This window comes from Pararhodobacter oceanensis (assembly GCF_003076755.1).
Lineage (GTDB): Bacteria > Pseudomonadota > Alphaproteobacteria > Rhodobacterales > Rhodobacteraceae > Pararhodobacter > Pararhodobacter oceanensis.
Window position 1 is genome coordinate 24,967 of the sequence record NZ_QDKM01000012.1, and the last position, 17,187, is coordinate 42,153.

Annotated in this window: 15 protein-coding genes; 4 read left to right on the forward strand and 11 right to left on the reverse strand. The window is 61.6% G+C overall.

Annotation, left to right across the window (positions count from 1 at the left end; genetic code table 11):
• Position 1: 1 nt before the first annotated feature.
• From DDE20_RS17100 to DDE20_RS17125, 6 genes are all read right to left on the reverse strand, one after another.
• A complete protein-coding gene (locus DDE20_RS17100; RefSeq protein WP_116559750.1) occupies positions 2–982 on the reverse strand; it encodes a sugar-binding transcriptional regulator in 981 nt (326 codons plus the stop codon).
• 18 nt (positions 983–1,000) lie between these two features.
• Positions 1,001–1,942, reverse strand: coding sequence for an ABC transporter permease (locus DDE20_RS17105; RefSeq protein ID WP_240608173.1), 942 nt, complete (start codon positions 1,940–1,942; stop codon positions 1,001–1,003).
• 74 nt (positions 1,943–2,016) lie between these two features.
• Positions 2,017–3,531 carry a sugar ABC transporter ATP-binding protein gene (locus DDE20_RS17110; protein ID WP_116559752.1) on the reverse strand — a complete coding sequence of 505 codons (1,515 nt, stop codon included), beginning with the start codon at positions 3,529–3,531 and terminating at the stop codon, positions 2,017–2,019.
• Positions 3,532–3,626: 95 nt separating this feature from the next.
• Positions 3,627–4,646: a substrate-binding domain-containing protein gene (locus DDE20_RS17115; RefSeq protein ID WP_116559753.1), complete on the reverse strand. Its 1,020-nt coding sequence runs from the start codon at positions 4,644–4,646 to the stop codon at positions 3,627–3,629.
• A gap of 717 nt (positions 4,647–5,363) precedes the next feature.
• On the reverse strand, positions 5,364–6,872 hold the full coding sequence (locus DDE20_RS17120; protein WP_116559754.1) for an aldehyde dehydrogenase family protein: 1,509 nt from the start codon (positions 6,870–6,872) through the stop codon (positions 5,364–5,366).
• 12 nt (positions 6,873–6,884) lie between these two features.
• A complete protein-coding gene (locus DDE20_RS17125) occupies positions 6,885–8,606 on the reverse strand; it encodes a GMC family oxidoreductase (RefSeq protein WP_116559755.1) in 1,722 nt (573 codons plus the stop codon).
• Positions 8,607–9,116: 510 nt separating this feature from the next.
• On the opposite strand from DDE20_RS17125, the gene DDE20_RS17130 reads away from it, so the two are divergent.
• Positions 9,117–10,004 carry a LysR family transcriptional regulator gene (locus DDE20_RS17130; RefSeq protein ID WP_116559756.1) on the forward strand — a complete coding sequence of 296 codons (888 nt, stop codon included), beginning with the start codon at positions 9,117–9,119 and terminating at the stop codon, positions 10,002–10,004.
• Between the two features lie 3 nt (positions 10,005–10,007).
• Here DDE20_RS17130 and DDE20_RS17135 read toward each other — a convergent pair whose 3' ends face one another.
• Positions 10,008–11,180: a muconate/chloromuconate family cycloisomerase gene (locus DDE20_RS17135; protein ID WP_116559757.1), complete on the reverse strand. Its 1,173-nt coding sequence runs from the start codon at positions 11,178–11,180 to the stop codon at positions 10,008–10,010.
• Positions 11,181–11,277: 97 nt separating this feature from the next.
• Positions 11,278–12,147: an intradiol ring-cleavage dioxygenase gene (locus tag DDE20_RS17140; protein ID WP_116559758.1), complete on the reverse strand. Its 870-nt coding sequence runs from the start codon at positions 12,145–12,147 to the stop codon at positions 11,278–11,280.
• A gap of 219 nt (positions 12,148–12,366) precedes the next feature.
• Here DDE20_RS17140 and DDE20_RS17145 point away from each other — a divergent pair, with 219 nt between their 5' ends.
• Both DDE20_RS17145 and DDE20_RS17150 read left to right on the forward strand, forming a co-directional pair.
• Positions 12,367–12,747 carry a hypothetical protein gene (locus DDE20_RS17145; protein ID WP_116559759.1) on the forward strand — a complete coding sequence of 127 codons (381 nt, stop codon included), beginning with the start codon at positions 12,367–12,369 and terminating at the stop codon, positions 12,745–12,747.
• Entirely contained in the window at positions 12,744–13,598 is an 855-nt protein-coding gene (locus DDE20_RS17150) for an alpha/beta fold hydrolase (protein ID WP_116559760.1), read from the forward strand. The genes DDE20_RS17145 and DDE20_RS17150 overlap by 4 nt, the downstream gene beginning before the upstream one ends.
• 128 nt (positions 13,599–13,726) lie before the next feature.
• On the opposite strand, the gene pcaF is transcribed toward DDE20_RS17150, so the two are convergent.
• Genes pcaF through DDE20_RS17165 form a run of 3 tightly spaced genes read right to left on the reverse strand, consistent with a single transcriptional unit; the run spans position 13,727 to position 16,310 of the window.
• Complete coding sequence (gene pcaF / locus DDE20_RS17155) at positions 13,727–14,920, reverse strand: 3-oxoadipyl-CoA thiolase (protein ID WP_116559761.1); 1,194 nt, start codon at positions 14,918–14,920, stop codon at positions 13,727–13,729.
• Positions 14,917–15,606 (reverse strand): 3-oxoacid CoA-transferase subunit B, encoded by a 690-nt coding sequence (locus DDE20_RS17160; RefSeq protein ID WP_116559762.1) that lies wholly within the window; start codon positions 15,604–15,606, stop codon positions 14,917–14,919. Before DDE20_RS17160 ends, pcaF begins: the two co-directional genes overlap by 4 nt.
• Complete coding sequence (locus DDE20_RS17165) at positions 15,603–16,310, reverse strand: 3-oxoacid CoA-transferase subunit A (protein ID WP_116559763.1); 708 nt, start codon at positions 16,308–16,310, stop codon at positions 15,603–15,605. The genes DDE20_RS17160 and DDE20_RS17165 overlap by 4 nt, the downstream gene beginning before the upstream one ends.
• Before the next feature lie 103 nt (positions 16,311–16,413).
• Between DDE20_RS17165 and DDE20_RS17170 the strand changes: the two genes are divergently transcribed.
• Complete coding sequence (locus tag DDE20_RS17170; RefSeq protein WP_116559764.1) at positions 16,414–17,175, forward strand: IclR family transcriptional regulator domain-containing protein; 762 nt, start codon at positions 16,414–16,416, stop codon at positions 17,173–17,175.
• Positions 17,176–17,187 lie beyond the last annotated feature (12 nt).

Consider the following 17,187-nt stretch of genomic DNA (forward strand, 5'->3'; position numbering starts at 1 on the left):
GTCATGCGTCATGATCTGACCTTTCTTCACTTCCCAGCACCGTCAGTGCCGTTTCTTCATCCACCACCAAGGCGTTGAGATAATTGCCATTCAGCACCGCACGGATTGGCTGCGCCTTTTCGATACCGGATGCGATGCCGATCACCTGTCCGCAGGCCGCAAGCTCGCTGGGGGCAACCGCCACCAACCGCGTGTTCAGCGCATAATTGGCCACCGCGCCGTCATCACGGATCAGATGCGCCAGCAATTCGCCGACAACGCCCATGCCGATCAGCATCTTGCGGTCGGCCTCGGGCACCGGATTCAGGTCGTAATAGCTCGATCCGGCAGGTTCGGTAGAGCCGATGCCGACCAGCGCGATATTGGCCTTGCGCGCCAGATCAAAGACCTCACGCACCGAGCCGACCTGACACAGCATATCGCGCTGCGCGGCGCTCTCGGCGAATAGCGGCGCGTGGACCAGCATCGCCTTGCCACCCAAGCGGCTGGCGAGTTGCGTGGCCAAATGGTTGACGTCGGTGAAATATTTGCCCTGCACACCACCGGTCAGCGGCACCACGGTCACGTCAAACCCCTGTTCGGTGGTCAGATTGTCAACAATCGCACTGACCGTCTTGCCGCCGGTGATCGCGATCACATCGCCGTCGCGGATGGTTTCCAGCAGCAGATTGGCCGCCGCCCGCCCGACCTGTTGCAGCGTCGTATCGGGATTGTCCGACACCGTCGGCGTGACCATCGCCGCCGTCAGCGAGGTGGTTTCGACCAGCTTGGCTTCATAGTCGGTCAGGCGCTGGAACCGGCTTTCGATATCAATCTTGATCATCCCCAGTTTGCGCCCCTGCGCGATCAGGCGGTTGACCTTCGAGGTGGATAAATTGAGCCGCGTGGCAATCTCGGACTGTTTCAGCCCTTCGATGAAATGCAGCACCAGAACCGTGTGGATCTGCCGCACCAGCTCGTAGTTTTCATTGGGATTTGTCATTGGCACAGGTCCATGTCGTCACCGCCGCCGCTTGTGGAGATAGTGGTCAATAGAGACCGCCGCCAAGAGGATCGAACCACGAATGATGTCTTGCCAATAGACCGAAACATCCAGCAGCGCGAGCGAGCTTGACACCACCGACAGCAAGACCACGCCCAAGATCGCGCCGAAAATCGTGCCGGTGCCGCCGTTCAGGCTGGCGCCACCGATCACCGCGGCGGCAATCACGTTCAGCTCCATGCCCAGCCCGAAGGTCGGTTGCGCCGAGCCAAAGCGCGCCATGTAGATGATGCCGGCAACACCGCAAAGCGCCGAGCAGAGCGTGGTGGTCAGGAACACCACTTTCTTGGTGCGGATGCCCGAATAGGCGGCGGCGCGTTCGTTGCTGCCGGTGTAGAACACCTTGCGGAATACCGTGGTCTTGCGCAGCATCAGATCAAACGCCACCACCGCGACGATAAATATGATGATCACCAGCGGGATCGGGCCAATCGAGCCCTGACCGATGAATTTGAACTCGGGCGGCAAAGTGAACAGCCCCAACGGCCGCCCGCCGGTGGCCAGCAAACAAATGCCGCGCGCGATCACCATGATCGCCAGTGACACAATGAAATGGTGCAGGCCGACGCGGGTGACGAAATACCCCATGATCGCGCCGATCCCCGTGCAGGCGGCAATCGCGATGCCCGAGGCGACCCAAGGGTCCACACCGGCCAGAAACAGCCAGCCGGCGACGACCATCGCCAGCGCGGTGACCGACCCCACCGACAGGTCAATCCCGCCCGAGATCAGCAGGATGGTCATGCCGATCACCACGATCCCCTCGACCGCGAAGGCCATGACCATGGCGCGCATATTCACCCAGGTCAGGAAGTAGGGCGAAGCGAAGGTCATCACCACGAACAGCACAAAGATGATCGCGATCAGGCCGGTTTCGCGCATATGCAAAAGGCGGGCCAACAGGCTGGCGGATCCTTGGCCGGAGGCGGCTGGTTGAGTAGAGATGTTCGCTGACATGTGCTCTTTCGTTTCTATCACGCGATGGCGGCGTCGGTCACAGACGCCAATCGCATTACGTTTTCTTCGGTTATATCGGCGCCGCTGACCTCGCCGCTGATCCGCCCCTCGCGGACCACCATCACCCGGTCGCATAGGCCAATCAGTTCCGGCAATTCGGATGAAATCACCACGATGCCGACGCCGCTTTGGGCCAGATCGCGCAGGATCTTATGGATCTCGACCTTGGCGCCGACATCGACGCCGCGGGTCGGCTCATCAAGGAAGATCAGCTTGGGGTTGACCGATAGCATCTTGGCAATCGCGACCTTTTGCTGGTTGCCGCCGGACAGCGAAGACACCGGATCCGAAAGCCGCCCGTATTTCAGGTTCAGCTTCTTGGCCAATGCCGTGGCCTGACCTTCCTCTTTGTCACGGTTGATAACGCCCAGCTTTGAGGCGACTTGTTCGACTTTGAGGGCGGAAATATTCACCGTGATCGGCATATCGAGAAACACACCATCGCCTTTGCGATCCTCGGAGAGATAGACAACGCCGGCGTCAATGCTCTGCTGATAATCCTGCGTCGCCAGCTGCTGGCCATTCAGCCAGACCTCTCCCGTCACTGCGCCTTCCAGTCTGCAAATCCCCTTGACGATTTCACTACGCCCCGAGCCGATCAACCCGGCAATGCCCAGAATGCAGCCGCGCTCAAGCTGGAATGACACGTCGTGGAACCGGCTGCCGTCGCTCAGGTTTTTGACCTTCAGCAGCACGTCATCACTGCGATCACCCTCCGCCTGTTTCTCGGGATACAGCGTGCCAAGCACCCGTCCGACCATGGCGTTGACCACATCGCCGGGCCCGATCTCGGCGACATTGCGGGTGGTGATATTCTGACCGTCCCGAAACACCGTGACCCGGTCGCAATTGTCGAAAATCTCGACCATCCGGTGCGAGATATAGATGATCGAAATACCGCGATCCGCCAGTTTGCGCATGATCCCGAACAGGATCTGCGCCTCTTTTTCGGTCAGGGCCGCGGTTGGCTCATCAAGGATCAGAACCCGGCAATCGAGCGTCAGCGCCTTCGCAATCTCGACCAGTTGCTGGCTCGAAATGGACAGATCACGCACTTTGACCGCGGGATCAATGTCGCACAGCTGCCCCAGCACATCGGCGGCTTTTTTGTGCAGGGCTTTAAAATCCATGAACAAGGACTTGCTGACATTGGTTGCCGACATAAAGATATTCTCGGCCACGCTGATGTCGGGGCAGAGGGCGATTTCCTGATGCACAAAGCCGATGCCCAGTTGTTGCGCCCGCGTCGGCGAGGTGATCTTGACCGCAGTCCCATCCAACAGGATCTCGCCGCTATCCGGCTGCAAGATGCCGTCGATGATGTTCATCAAGGTGGATTTTCCGGCACCATTCTCACCGGCGAGCGCGTGGATCTCGCCCTTGCGCAGATCGAAATCGACGGATTTCAACGCATGGATCGGCCCGAAGGATTTGGAAACACCGGATATCTGTAAGATCAGATTGTCGGACATTGTGCGGGCCATGGTTTGAGGAAGTTTTGGCGTCGAAGGGGCGGGCGCGCGGGAATTTCTCAGCGCGCCCGCTGATCCGTATGGAGGCGGTGCGATCAGTCGGTATCGCGGCCTTCCATATAGGTGTTCAGGTCAAAACTATCGGCATTTTCCTGCGTGATGACGGCAAAACCGTTATCCACATAGGGGATCTGCATCGGGTTGAAGCCCGAACTTTGATAGTCGTTGAACGGGTCAAACACATCGCTATGCGCGGCCATGAACACCGCCAGAAACCCCATAAAGCCCTGCATGCCCTGGTTCGGGTTCAGCGCCATATGGATGTTGCCAGCGCGGATATGCTCCAAGGTGGCGGGGGTGACATCGGCGTGCATGATCAACACATCGGCCTCGGCCTCGAGAATTGCCGCGACCGCACCTTCGGCCGAGCCAGCTTCGGGGATCCAGATCGCGCCCAGATTGGGGTTGGCCTGCACGATCGAGGCGGTGGCGCGATAGGCGGCGTTAGAGTCCTGGTTGGTGGCCTGCCGACCGACCAACTGCATGTTCGGATAATGCTCTTCCATATAGGAGATCAGCGCCGTGACGCGCAGGTCGTGGTTGGATTGCCCCGGGTTTTCCAGAACCGCATATTCGGCGCTATCGCCGATCTGCGACACGATCTCTTCGGCGGCAAACCGGGCCTCGGCCAGATTGTCCGAGGTGATATAGGCGGTGCGGTTCGAGTCCGGCGAATCCGCGGCAAAGGTCACGATCTCTGTGCCGCTTTCGATGGCGCGGTTGATCGGCTCGATGAACGGGTCGGCCTGCATCGGGTGCAGCAAGACGCCAGCCGGGCTGCGGACCATATCCTGCTCGAATGACGCGATCTGGCGGGTGATGTCATAATCGGGCGTGCCCGAGAAGATCGTCTCACAGCCAAAGGCGGCGGCGGCCTGACGAAAGCCCTGATACACCGGCACCCAATAGGGGTGGCTCGAGACCATCACGTTCATCACATAGGTTTCACCGGGCTCGCAGGCCAGCGTTCCTTGTGCGGATGCGGTGGTTGCGGTTGATACTGACGCGGCCATCGCGATGGAAGCGGCAAAGCCTGCAATAGTTGAGTTCTTCATTTCTTTCCTCCCGAAAGTGGTGGCCCGAAGACCTGAATCCTAACCTGTAGGCATCACGGCTCGCAATTACTCCCATGCACCGAAATTTGTCCCACGAGCGAATAAGGGCGTCGAAACGGGCGCCGGTCAACAGTTTTTGCCAAATTTTCCACGAGGTGAAATTAATTTCACAAATGGGCGGATGGAGAGTATCTGACAGGCTGCAATGCTCGAGTTGGGGATCGATATTGGCGATGGGATCTGTGTGGTCCAGGTCGGCGCGCGGTTCATCGTCACTGCGCGGCGGCAGCGAATCGGGGCGGCGAGAGGGGCAGGCGGCAGGCCGGTTTGACCTCCGCCAGTGGTTTTGTGGGCAGGCTGGGGCTCATCCGATCCGTCGCGATGATTGATCTGCTGTTGGAGGGATGGTGCGCGCCGCCAAAGCGTGACGCCCTGCATTTTCACCAAAGTTCTGCGTGCGCTGGGCGATCTGGCCAGTGGCAGATTGGTCGCCGAGATCAGCCCATGCCGAGGATGAAAGACACGGGCGCGGTCAGCAATGGATGGCGGTTAGGCCGGAGCCGCCACTCCTGACGATCAGTGGCTTGGGTGCGGGGGGATTGGATTGGGCAAGCGAGAGGTCGCACCCATCCAAACCTGACCGCGCGAAATCACCTCCCGTTCGCAATCGTGACGCAAACGGAAGGTGATCGGGTCTCCCCGAGATGCAGGCGCGGCTTAGAAGACCGCGGTGATTGCCTTGGTTTCGAGGTAGCCGTCGAGCGCGGCTTCGCCGTATTCGCGGCCCCAGCCGGATTGTTTCATCCCGCCGAAGGGCACATTGATATCGACCGCGCCGTGACAGTTGATCGCGACCTGACCCGAGCGGATCAAATGCGCCATGCCGTGGGCTTTGGACAGATCCTTGGTCCAGACGCTGCCCGACAAGCCATATTGCGTGTCGTTCACGCGGCGGGCGAGGGCCTTGAGGTCGGAGGCGTCGTCAAACACCTGCGCCGAGATCACCGGACCAAAGATTTCCTCTTGCACGATCCGCATATCGGCGCTGGTGTTCGAGAATAGCGTCGGCTCAAAGAAATGCCCCGGACCCTGTCGATTGCCGCCGGTGACCAGTTCGGCGCCCTGTTCCACGCCGCTCACCACATAGGAGGCGACGCGGTCTTGCTGCGCTTTGGAGATCAGCGGCCCAACCATTGTGTCCATCGCGAAAGGATCGCCGAGTTTCAAACCCTTGGCGACCTGCTCGATCCCCGCCATCATCGTCTCGTAGATCGGTTTCTCGATGAACAGCCGCGTGCCGGCCATGCAGTTCTGCCCCTGCAACAGAAAGGTGGCCATGGCCGCGCCGGGGATCGCCTGTTCAAGATCGGCATCGGCAAAGACCACGACAGGCGACTTGCCGCCCAGTTCCAGAGACACGCGTTTGAGGTTGCCGCGCGCGGCGCCAAGGATCGATTTGCCGACCTCGGTGGAGCCGGTGAAGCTGATCTTGTCGACATGCGGATGATTGGCCAGATGCGCGCCGACGATGCTGCCCTCGCCGATAACGACATTGACCACGCCCTCGGGAAATCCCGCCTCGGCGATCAGACGCGCCAGATGCATCGCGGTGAGGGGGGTGAGTTCGGAGGGTTTGAAGACCACCGTGCAGCCCGCCGCCAGCGCCGGACCAAGTTTGAGGATTGCCATGCCGAGCGGGAAGTTCCACGGCGTGATCGCGGCGACCACGCCGACGGCTTCGCGCCGCGTGTAGGTCAGGGTCGGGGCACCGTTCGCGGCACCGGGCGTGGCCGGAATGGTGCGCCCGTCCAGCTTGGTCGGCCAGCCCGCATAATAGCGCATGATCTCGATCGACAGCGGCAGGGCCATATGGTTCGACAGCACCGTTGGCATCCCGTTGTCGAGCGTTTCAAGTTCGGCCAGCAGCGCGGCGTCGCGCTCCATCAGATCGGCGAGTTTGAACATCAGCCGCGCGCGCTCGGTGGCGGGGAGGCCGGGCCATGGGCCATTGTCAAAAGCGTTGCGTGCGGCGGCGACTGCGTCATCCACATCTGCGGTGGTCAGCGGCGCCAGCGTCAGTAGCGCCTCAAGCGTGGCCGGGTTTTCGACCTTGATCGGGTTGCCTTCGCCGGTCTTGGGCGCGCGGAAATCGTTGTCGATGAACAGCGAACTGGCCGAGGACAAAAGGCTGCTCGCGGCCTCGGAAAACTTGGTTTGGACATTCATTTCTCTGTCTCCTTAACCGTTGATAATCATATCTGCTGCCATCTCGCCGATCAGGATCGAGGGCACATGCGTATTCGCCGAGGTGGTCGAGGGCATGACCGAGGCATCGGCGACGCGCAGCCCCTCGACACCGTGGACCTTGAGCGTGGCCGGATCGGTGACCGCCATCTCGTCGATGCCCATTTTCGCGGTGCCGACGGGGTGGAAATAGGTCGTGACCGAGCGCCGGATGAAGGCTTCTTTCTCGGCGCGTGTGGCAAGGCTTTCGGGCGGGATCGCCCGCTGCACCGCAAACTCGCGGAAGGCGGGTTCATTGGCCAGTTCCTCGGCCAGCAAGAAGCCCTGATACATGGCTTCGCGGTCCTCCGGCTCTTGCAGGATATTGGGCTGGATCTCCAACGCGCCATCGTGCTGTGCGGATAGCATCTTCATATAGCCGCGGCTTTTCACCCCCATCAGACCGGGCGAGATGGTGAAGGGGTTTTGCGGCAACGGGTATTCCGCCGCCAGTCCCGGCATCAGATAGGGGATCTGGATCGACACAAACATCAGATCGGGGGCGGTCAGCTCCGCGCGGGATTTCCAGAAGAACGTGGAGCCTTCGAGATTATGCGTCGGCGGCGCGATCGGCTCGCGGGCTTCATAGATCATACCGCCCAGCAGGATATGTTCCTGCAGGTTCTGGCCGACGCCGGGCAGATGACTGTGCGAGGCGATGCCCAGATCGGCCAAATCCTCGGCGTTGCCAATGCCCGAGAGCATCAGCAGGCGCGGGGTATCAATAGCGCCGGCGCAGAGCACCACTTCGGCGCCTGCGCGGATCGTGCGCTGTTCGCCATCGACAAGGATATTCACCCCGCGGCAGGCATTGCCCTCCATCACCAATCCGGTGGTTTTGGCGCGCAGCAAGACCGTCAGGTTCGGATTGTCGAGCGCCGGACGCAGATAGCCGCGCGCGGTGCTGACGCGGACCCCGTCGCGCATGTTGAAGTTATTGGGCCCGACGCCAAGATTGGACGGGCCATTCATATCCTCGATATAGGGCATGCCCCAGCTTTCGGCGGCGTCAATGAGGACTTTGGCCACCGGATGCAGACTGTCGAGCGTCGGGGCCATGACCGGGATCGGGCCACCGGCGCCGCGCAGAGCGGTTTCGCCGCCTTGCCAGTCTTCCATCGCTTTGAGCTTGGGCAGGATCGATTGGAAATCCCAGCCTTCGGCGCCCTGTGCTGCCCAATTGTCATAGTCGCCCGGCACGCCGCGCACCCAGACCAGCGCATTGGTCGAGGACGAGCCGCCCAGCACCTTGCCGCGCGACAACAGGATCGGGCGGTTGTCGACCTGTTCGGTGGGGGTGTAGAAATAGGACCAGTCACGCTCGGAGCCGATGTTGGCGACCCATGCGGCGGGGTTGTCGATTTCCGGCACGCCCTCGTCATTGCCGCCGGCTTCAAGCACAAGGATACTGGCGTCGGTTCCATCCGCCAGACGCCGCGCCAGCGCACAGCCCGCCGCACCCGCGCCGACGATGATATAATCGTATTCGCTCTGGATATTGGCGGCGTTCTGCGATTGCACCAATCCGGCGGCCAGCGCCTGATTGACCGCCGAGGCCGAGACCGCCGCCCCGAGACCGGCAGCGGCAAGTTGGGTGAGTAGGGCGCGGCGGCTTAGCTTGCCGGTCGCGGCGAGATCGAGAAGCGTCTCGGCGTGTTCTTTGGATGTGTCGGTCATGGTCTCTCCTGTTGGGTTACACCTGTGATGGTGGCGGGATGCTTCTGTCAACGCGGTTGGGCGAATGCAGAAGTTCTGATAATTTCCAATGGGTTGGACGCGCGGCTATGAGGTCACTGCCGCAGGTGGTGCATAGGTTGAAATCCTCGCTTTGGGGCCATCGGCGCGGCGGTGGCGATCACGCGGTGACCGCTGCGGCACCGCTTTGTTGGTCGATTGATGTGCCTAGACATCGTATACCGTATACGGTAACTATGGGTCAACTTTGTTCCGGCAATAGGTGAAAATAGTTTCGCTCCCTGCTTGATATTTGCTCAATTCATCTGCGGATTTCCCCGGCTTTCGCGCAATCTGGCGATGTTTTGAGCAGGCTTCTGGGGCGAGGTCTCATGATCCGGTCGAATGGGGATGACGCGTTTCTGATCCCGCCGGTCTGAGGTGTGCCCTTTGCCGTGTTCCGGTGCGGGTTGATGGTGGTCGGGTCGGTTTGGATATCTTTCGGAGACGCTGATGGAGCTGCGCAGGATAAAATATTTTCTCGGGGTCGCTGACGAATTGCACTTCGGGCGGGCGGCGTCGCGGCTTGGCATTGCCCAGCCGCCATTGAGCCGCCAGATCGCCGCGCTTGAGGCCGATATCGGCGCGCAGCTTTTTGACCGGAGCCGCGGGCAGATACGTCTGACGCAGGCCGGCGAGGTGCTCGAGCGTCACGCGCGGCAGATCGTTGACCGGCTCGACTCGGCCTATCGCGAGGCCCATCTTGTTGGCGCGGGCGGGGCCGGGCGGCTGCGGGTGGCGTTTGTCGGATCTGCCTCACACGGGGTATTGCCCAGCCTGATCAAATCCTACCGCTCGCATTTTCCCAAAGTTGAACTGGCGCTCTCGGCGATGAACAATGCCGCGCTGCATCTGGCGCTGGTCCAGCGCGAGATTGATATCGCCGTCGCCCGCCCGCATCTGGAGGATGAGGAATTGCGCCGCGAGCCGCTGGAGCGTGAACGCCTGATCCTTGCGGTGCCCGACAATTCCGAGCTGGCCACGCGCGAGACGATCCGGCTGGCGGAGCTCGGCGATCAGGCCTTTGTTCTCTATCCGCGCCGCCCGCGTCCCAGCTATGCCGATTTTGTTCTCGACCTGTGCCGGCAGGTGGGTTTCGAACCCGCCACGCTGGAACTGGCGCAGGACTACCAGACGGCGATTGCGCTGGTTTCGGTCGGCGCGGGGATCAGCGTGGTGCCGGAAAGCGTGTCGCGCACCACCCGTCCGGGGGTGTTTTTTCGCGACTACGAGGGGCCGAATCCGGGCACCGGTTTGACCATCCACGCGCGGCGCGACAACCAGTCCCGGCAGGTGCTGCAATTTCTCGATATCGCGAAGAAGTTTATGCGCAATCATTGACGTTCAGACCCGGCGCGTCGCGTCATTAAGCGCGTCGTGATTGATCGTGATGCCAAACCCGTGGCCCACAGGCATATGGATATGGAAATCCTTGAACAGCAATCCCGAGGACATCAGGTCATTTTTGAGGATGCGCGGCCCGAAATGTTCGCAGCCCCATTCAAGCTGCGGCAGGGTGGCGAAGACCGCCATATGGGCTGCGGCGCCGATCCCGCTTTCCAGCAAGCACCCGCCATAGAGTTCCATTCCGAAGGCCGAGGCGATCCCCGCCGCGCGTTTCATCTCGAGCAGGCCGCCGGATTTGACCAGTTTGAGCGAATAGACGCTGCCCGCGGCGGTCGCGGCGTTCTGCACGATTTCGGGATTGGAGAAGGCGGCTTCGTCCACCATGATTGGGATTGCGCTGCGCGCGGCGATGCGGGCGGTGGCGGCCAACTGGCCGGGGTGCAGCGGCTGTTCAATCAAGGCGACGCCGAGTTCGGCGAGTTCGGGCAGATAGCGGATCGCGGTGGCTTCGGACCAGCCTTGGTTGACGTCAACCACCATCTCGGTGTCTTGGGGCATCGCGCCCATGATTTTGCGCAGACGGGCCATATCATCAGCCGGGCTGTGGAACCCCAGTTTGATCTTGAACCTGCGGTGTTCACGGGCCGAAAGTTTGCCGCGCGCTTCCTCAATCTCCTGATCGGCATCCCCCGAGGCAAGCGCCCAGAGCACCTCGATACGGTCGCGCACCGGCCCGCCAAGGAAGGCGCTTGCAGGCAGCTCAAGCGTTTTGCCTGCCGCGTCGAAAAGCGCGCTTTCAACCGCCGCGCGCGCGGAACTGTTGCGGGTCACCGCCTTTTTCATCCGCAGCCCGTTGGCTTCGAAGGCCAGCGCCGGCTGCCCGATCAAAGCGGGGGCGATATAGGTGTCGATATTGGCCTTGATCGCCTCGACGCTCTCTTCGGACCAGCGCGGCCCGCCAAGGGTCGAGGCTTCGCCGTAGCCGACCGCGCCCGAGGCCAATTTCGCGGCAACGATCACATAGGATTGGTGGGTGATTTCCGTATTCGACAGCTTGTGGCGGCGGGTGGTGATGCAATCGACGATGCGGGTCTCGATCTCCGCGATCCTCGTGTCACGCTGCGCGGCGCCGTCCAATTGCGTGATAACGGCGGTTTGGGGCGTGGGCATATGCGGTATCCTTTCGCGCGAGCCGTGAGATTGCCCGCTGGGGGCAGGGCAGAATATTGGCGCACGCAGGTCGGACCCCGCGTGCGCCCAAGGTTGATTACTCGGCGGCCATGGCCACGGATTCGGCAGCAAGGGTGAAGTCGAAGCGGACATAAAGCTCGGTGCCCATCGCCTCGGTGGCTTTCGAGAAATCGCCGATCAGGTCTTCTTTGACCGCAAACACCGCGTCATTGTCGAGATGATCCGAAGAGGCGTCGTAAAGCTGCGAGACCAGCGGGCGAAAGCCCGGCTTATTGATCATCACATGGATATGGCCGGGCCGCATCGTGTGATGACCCATGAAGGAAATCATCTCGCCAGCGGTCCAGTCCGAGGGGATCGGATAGGGCGCCGGACGAATGGCACGGTAGCAATAATAGCCGTTCTCATCGGTCTCAAAGCGGCCACGCAGGTTGTAATCAGGCTGTTCGGGATCGTGGTTTTCATACAGCCCGTTGGGCGCGTCCTCCCAGACGTCGAGCACGGCCTGCGCCACCGGATTGCCTTGGGCGTCCTTGACATAGCCATCGACAAAGACGGTTTCCTCATTGTCGAAATGTTTTTGCACAATCGAGGCGCCATGGGGGAGCACCGGCGCATTCTCGCGAAAGAACGGGCCCAGCACCGTGCCCGCGGTTTCGCCATTGGGCGTCGGGTTCGACAGCATATCAACCAGCACTTCGACGCCCAGAATATCGGCCAGAAGGATAAACTCCTGACGTTTGTCCGAACAGACGGCACCGGCGCGGGCGAGGAAATCGCAGGCTTTCATGAATTCATCGCTGCTCAGGTTCACCTCTTTGCAGAATTCATGAAGATGGCGCACCAAAGCGGTCATGATCTCTTTGTTGCGGGCGGGCACGTCCTGCGATGCGCCAATGGCATCGGTGACGACTTTGGTAACATTGTCTACGGTAACGTTTCGCATTGATTTTTCCTCCTCAGGTGGGCGCGGTCCGGGCAGGTATCGCCGCCCGGTCGCTTCTCGATCGGTCAAAGACTGCATTGCCCGAGGGGTTTCGAACAGAGCTTGCCGGGGTATTACGCGATACCCAGAAGTTTGCCCGCGCATGGCTTGTCGCGCGTTACGCTATCGGTGATCACCAAGACCAAGGCACCCGCCGCATCAGCATGAGGAGACAGGCATATGATAGACCGGATGAAGCGCATGCAGGCGGATCTGGAGCATCTGCCGCATCTGCACCGGATGGGAGCGCTGTTCTCCGAGACGGTGCTGGTGAAAGTGGACGGGCAGGAGTTCTATCTGGTCTTCGACAAGGGCCGGATCGCGCAACTGCTGGAGGGGCCGTCGAAAAAGACGCCCTACCGTTTCGGCTTGATCACTGATGGCGCGGCGCTGACAGAATTCTGGACCGCGACGCCCAAGCCGGGGTTTCACGACATCTTTGCGATGGTCAGGATCGGGCGGGCAGAGATCATCGGCGATATGCTGTTGCTGGTCAAAAACCTGAGGTTTCTCAAAGAAGTGCTGGCATTGCCGCGCGCGCGTCACGAGGTGATAAAATGAGCATCGAACAGATCACCGGACGCTATCTTTGCGTCGAGGTCGCCGGTCGCCAGCAGCGCATCTATTTTGAAGAGGCGGGACAGGGTCGGCCGGTTTTATGCCTGCACACCGCCGGTTCGGACACGCGGCAGTGGCGCCATATCCTGAACGATCCCGAGATCACCGCAGAGAACCGGATCATTGCCTTTGATATGCCGTGGCATGGCAAAAGCCTGCCGCCCGAGGGCTTTATGACGCAAGAATATCTGCTGACCACCGAGGCCTATATGGAGACGGTTCTGGCGGTGATCCGCGGGCTGGGGCTGGAGCGACCGGTGCTGGCCGGGGTGTCGATGGGCGGGCGCATTGCCCTGCAACTTGCGGTGCATCACCCCGAGGTGTTCTCGGGGTTTCTGGCGATCGAGGCGAGCGATTTCCAGCCCGCGTGGTATGATATCGACTGGTTCCACCGGCCCGACGCCCATGGTGGCGAGATGGGTGCCGCGCTGGTCTCGACCAATATCTCGCCCTATGCGCCCGAGGCCGAGCGCGCCAATACCATGTGGATGTTCATGCAGTCGGGGCCGGGGGTGTTTCGCGGCGATCTGAGCTTTTACACGCAGGATGACAGCCTTGTCGGCGCGCTTCACCGTATCGACACTGCCAAGACGCCAGTGCATTTCATCGTTGGCGCCTATGATTTCACCTGCACACCGGATGACGCGCGCCGCACTGCAGCGCAGGTGGCGGGGGCGACCCTTTCGGTGATGGAGGAGGTCGGGCATTTCCCGATGAGCGAGCATCCGGCAGGTTTCCGCCCGTTCTTTATCGAGGGGCTGGCGCGGATGCCGAAAGCCGAGATCGGGGCGTAACGCGCTGGGGTGGACCGGATTGGCGTCTTCCCCTTTCGGCGTGACCGTGTTTGCAAGGCAGATACGCTGACGCCGACAGGAGGCAGTTCAACGCGGCAGGCCCGGAAATCCCCGGCCTGCCGCTGCTGTCAGAGGCGTTCCAGCGCCACGGCGATGCCCTGACCGACGCCGATACACATCGCCGAGAGGCTCTTTTCTCCGGGTTTCAGATCGTGGATCGTGGTGCCGGTGATACGGGCGCCCGACATGCCCAGCGGGTGGCCCAAGGCAATGGCGCCGCCATTCGGGTTCACCCGCGGGTCATCATCGGCAATGCCGAGATCGCGCAGGGTGGCGATACCCTGACTGGCGAAGGCCTCGTTGAGTTCGATACTGGCGAAATCCTCGGTGGTCAGCCCGAGCCGCGCCATCAGTTTTTTGGATGCCGGCGCCGGACCCATGCCCATGATGCGCGGCGCCACGCCCGCACTCGCCCCGCCCAAGATGCGCGCCAGCGGTGTCAGCCCATGCGCCTGAACCGCGGCTTTTGAGGCGATGATCAAGGCGGCGGCGCCGTCATTGACGCCCGAGGCATTGCCCGCGGTGATCGTGCCCTCCGGTTTGACGATGGACCTAAGGTTGCCGAGTTTCGCCAGCGTGGTGGCGCGGGGATGCTCGTCACTCTCAACCACGACAGGATCGCCGCGGCGCTGGGCGATGGTCACCGGCGTGATCTCTTGCGCGAGGCGACCGCTGGCCTGCGCGGCGGCGGCGTTGATCTGCGAGCGCAGGGCAAAGGCATCCTGATCCGCGCGCGAAATCTGGAACTCCTCGGCCACATTCTCGGCCGTCTCGGGCATCGAATCGACACCGTATCTGGCCTGCATCAGAGGGTTCACAAACCGCCAGCCAATGGTTGTGTCATAGACCGTATTGCTGCGGGAAAAGGCGCTTTCGGCCTTGGGCATGACAAACGGGGCGCGGCTCATGCTTTCGACGCCGCCCGCGATGGCAAGGTCGATCTCGCCGGCGCGGATGGCTCTTGCCGCGATGATCACCGCATCCATGCCCGAGCCGCAAAGCCGGTTGATCGTCGTGCCCGGCACGCTCTCAGGTAGACCGGCCAGAAGTGCTGCCATACGGGTCACATTGCGGTTGTCCTCACCGGCTTGATTGGCGCAGCCGTAATAGACCTCGTCCAGCGCCGCCCAGTCGATATCATTGCGCGCCATCAGCGCGGTGATCGGCACCGCGGCAAGGTCGTCAGCGCGCAGGGAGGAGAGGCTGCCGCCAAAACGGCCAATCGGGGTGCGGATATAGTCGCAAATATAGACGTCACTCATGCCAGTTCCTTTGGGCAGGCCAGTTCTTGCAGCGGCCCGTCCAGATGCAGCGGGGCGCCGGTCAGGGATTGAAGATCGTCGAGCGAGATCGCGGCGATCTTCTCGCGCAGGACGAAACCCGCCACCTCAATGTCGATCACCGCCAGCGAGCTATAGATGCGGGTGACGCAGCCCACGCCGGTCAGCGGCATGGTGCAGGTATCAACCAGTTTGGGCGCGCCGGTCTTGGTCACATGATCGGTGATCACCGCGATCCGCTTGGCCGATTGTACAAGATCCATGGCGCCGCCCACGGCGGGAATGCCGCCCTTGCCGGTGGACCAATTCGCGAGGTCGCCGGTTTGCGCCACCTGATAAGCGCCAAGAATGGCCACATCCAGATGCCCGCCACGCACCATGGCAAAACTGTCGGCATGGTGGAAAAACGAGGTTCCGGGGTTGAGCGTGATCGCCTTTTTACCGGCGTTGATCAGATCCCAATCCTCATGGCCCTTGTCGGGGGATTTGCCGAAATCCAGAACGCCGTTCTCGGTGTGAAAGATCGCCTGTTTGCCGTGGGGCTGGAACTGCGCGACCATTTCCGGAAAGCCGATGCCGAGGTTCACATAGGCCCCGTCTTCGATATCCTGCGCTGCCCGCCAAGCGATCTGCGCGTTGGAGAGTTTGATCTCGGTGATGTCGATCATGGGTAGATGGCCTCCGCCCGGTTGAGGTCTTCTTCCTGCGCGGGGTTGGGGATTTCAGTGAGCGCGCTCACAAAGATACCCGGTGTCACCACATGTTCGGGGTCGATCCCGCCCAGTGGCACAAGGCGTGACACCTGCGCGATGGTGGTTGTCGCCGCGCTTGCCATCACCGGATTGAAGTTCCGCGCCGCCATCCGGTAGGTCAGATTGCCATGAGGGTCGCCCAGCTCGGCCTTAATCAGCGCGTAATCTGCCTTGAGCCAGCGTTCCTGCACATAGGACCGCCCCTCGAAAACCGCGACCGGCTTGCCTTCGGCCACATCCGTGCCAAACCCCGTCGGGGTGTAGAAGGCGGGGATGCCCGCGCCTGCGGCCCTGATACGCTCGGCCAATGTGCCCTGCGGAACGATCTCCAGCTTGATCTTTCCGGCCCGATAGGCGGCGACGAATACGCCGGGATCGGCGGAACGCGGGAACGAGCAGATCAGCTTGTCAACGCGCCCCTGTTCGATCAGCGCGGCAAGGCCGACATGGCCGTTGCCAGCGTTATTATTCACCACAGTAAGATGTCTGGCACCTTGGTCGATCAGCGCGTGGATCAACTCGATCGGCGCGCCCGAGCCGCCGAAACCGCCGATCATCACCGTCGCCCCGTCGGGGATCTGCGCCACCGCCTCGGCGGCGGTCTGGATGGTCTTGTCCATGTCAGGGTCTCCTTTGGCGCCAACCTAGGGAGCGGTGATGCGTGGGGCTAGGAGTTTTGTTCGCATATTGACCTTTGTTCAAATCGTGTGATTACCTGTGCGCATGATGAACAAACCGACCGACTATATCGCCTCTCTGGGCAAGGGGCTGCAGGTGATCGAATGTTTCGGCGCCGAGACCCCGCGCTTGACGATCACCGAAGTCGCCAATCGCACCGGTCTGGACCGGGCGACGGCGCGGCGCTGTCTGTTGACGCTATATCAGCTGGGATATGCCGAATTCGACGGCAAGTTTTTCACCGCCACGCCGCGCATTCTGCGGCTGGGGATGGGCGCCCTCGCGTCCTTGCCGCTGCCGCAACTGGTGCAGCCATGGCTTGACCAATTGTCGGATCAAATCGGCGAGTCGGCCTCGGTGTCGATCCTCGATGAGACCGAAATCGTCTATCTCGCCCGCGCCGCACAGCGCCGGGTCATGTCGATCGGTCTGATGCCCGGCTCGCGGCTTCCGGCGCATTGCACTTCGATGGGGCGCGTGCTCTTGGCGGCGCTGCCGGTGGAGGAGGCGCGGGGGCTGGTGGATCGCTCGGATCTGTCGCCGCGCACCGCCCATAGTCTCACCGACCCGGACGAGATCATGGGCCGGATCGCCGAGGTCGGGCGTGACGGCTATGCGGTGATTGATCAGGAGGTCGAGATCGGCCTGCGCTCTATCGCCGTGCCGGTGATGAATATGCGCGGCGAGGTGGTCGCGGCGCTGAACATCGGGCTGGCGGCGACACAGGCCGAGGCGGGGGAGCTTGTGGCGCGATTTCAGGCGCCACTCCTTAAGGTGCAGGCAGGGCTACAGCGCGTGTTGGCCTGAGCCGCAAAGGCA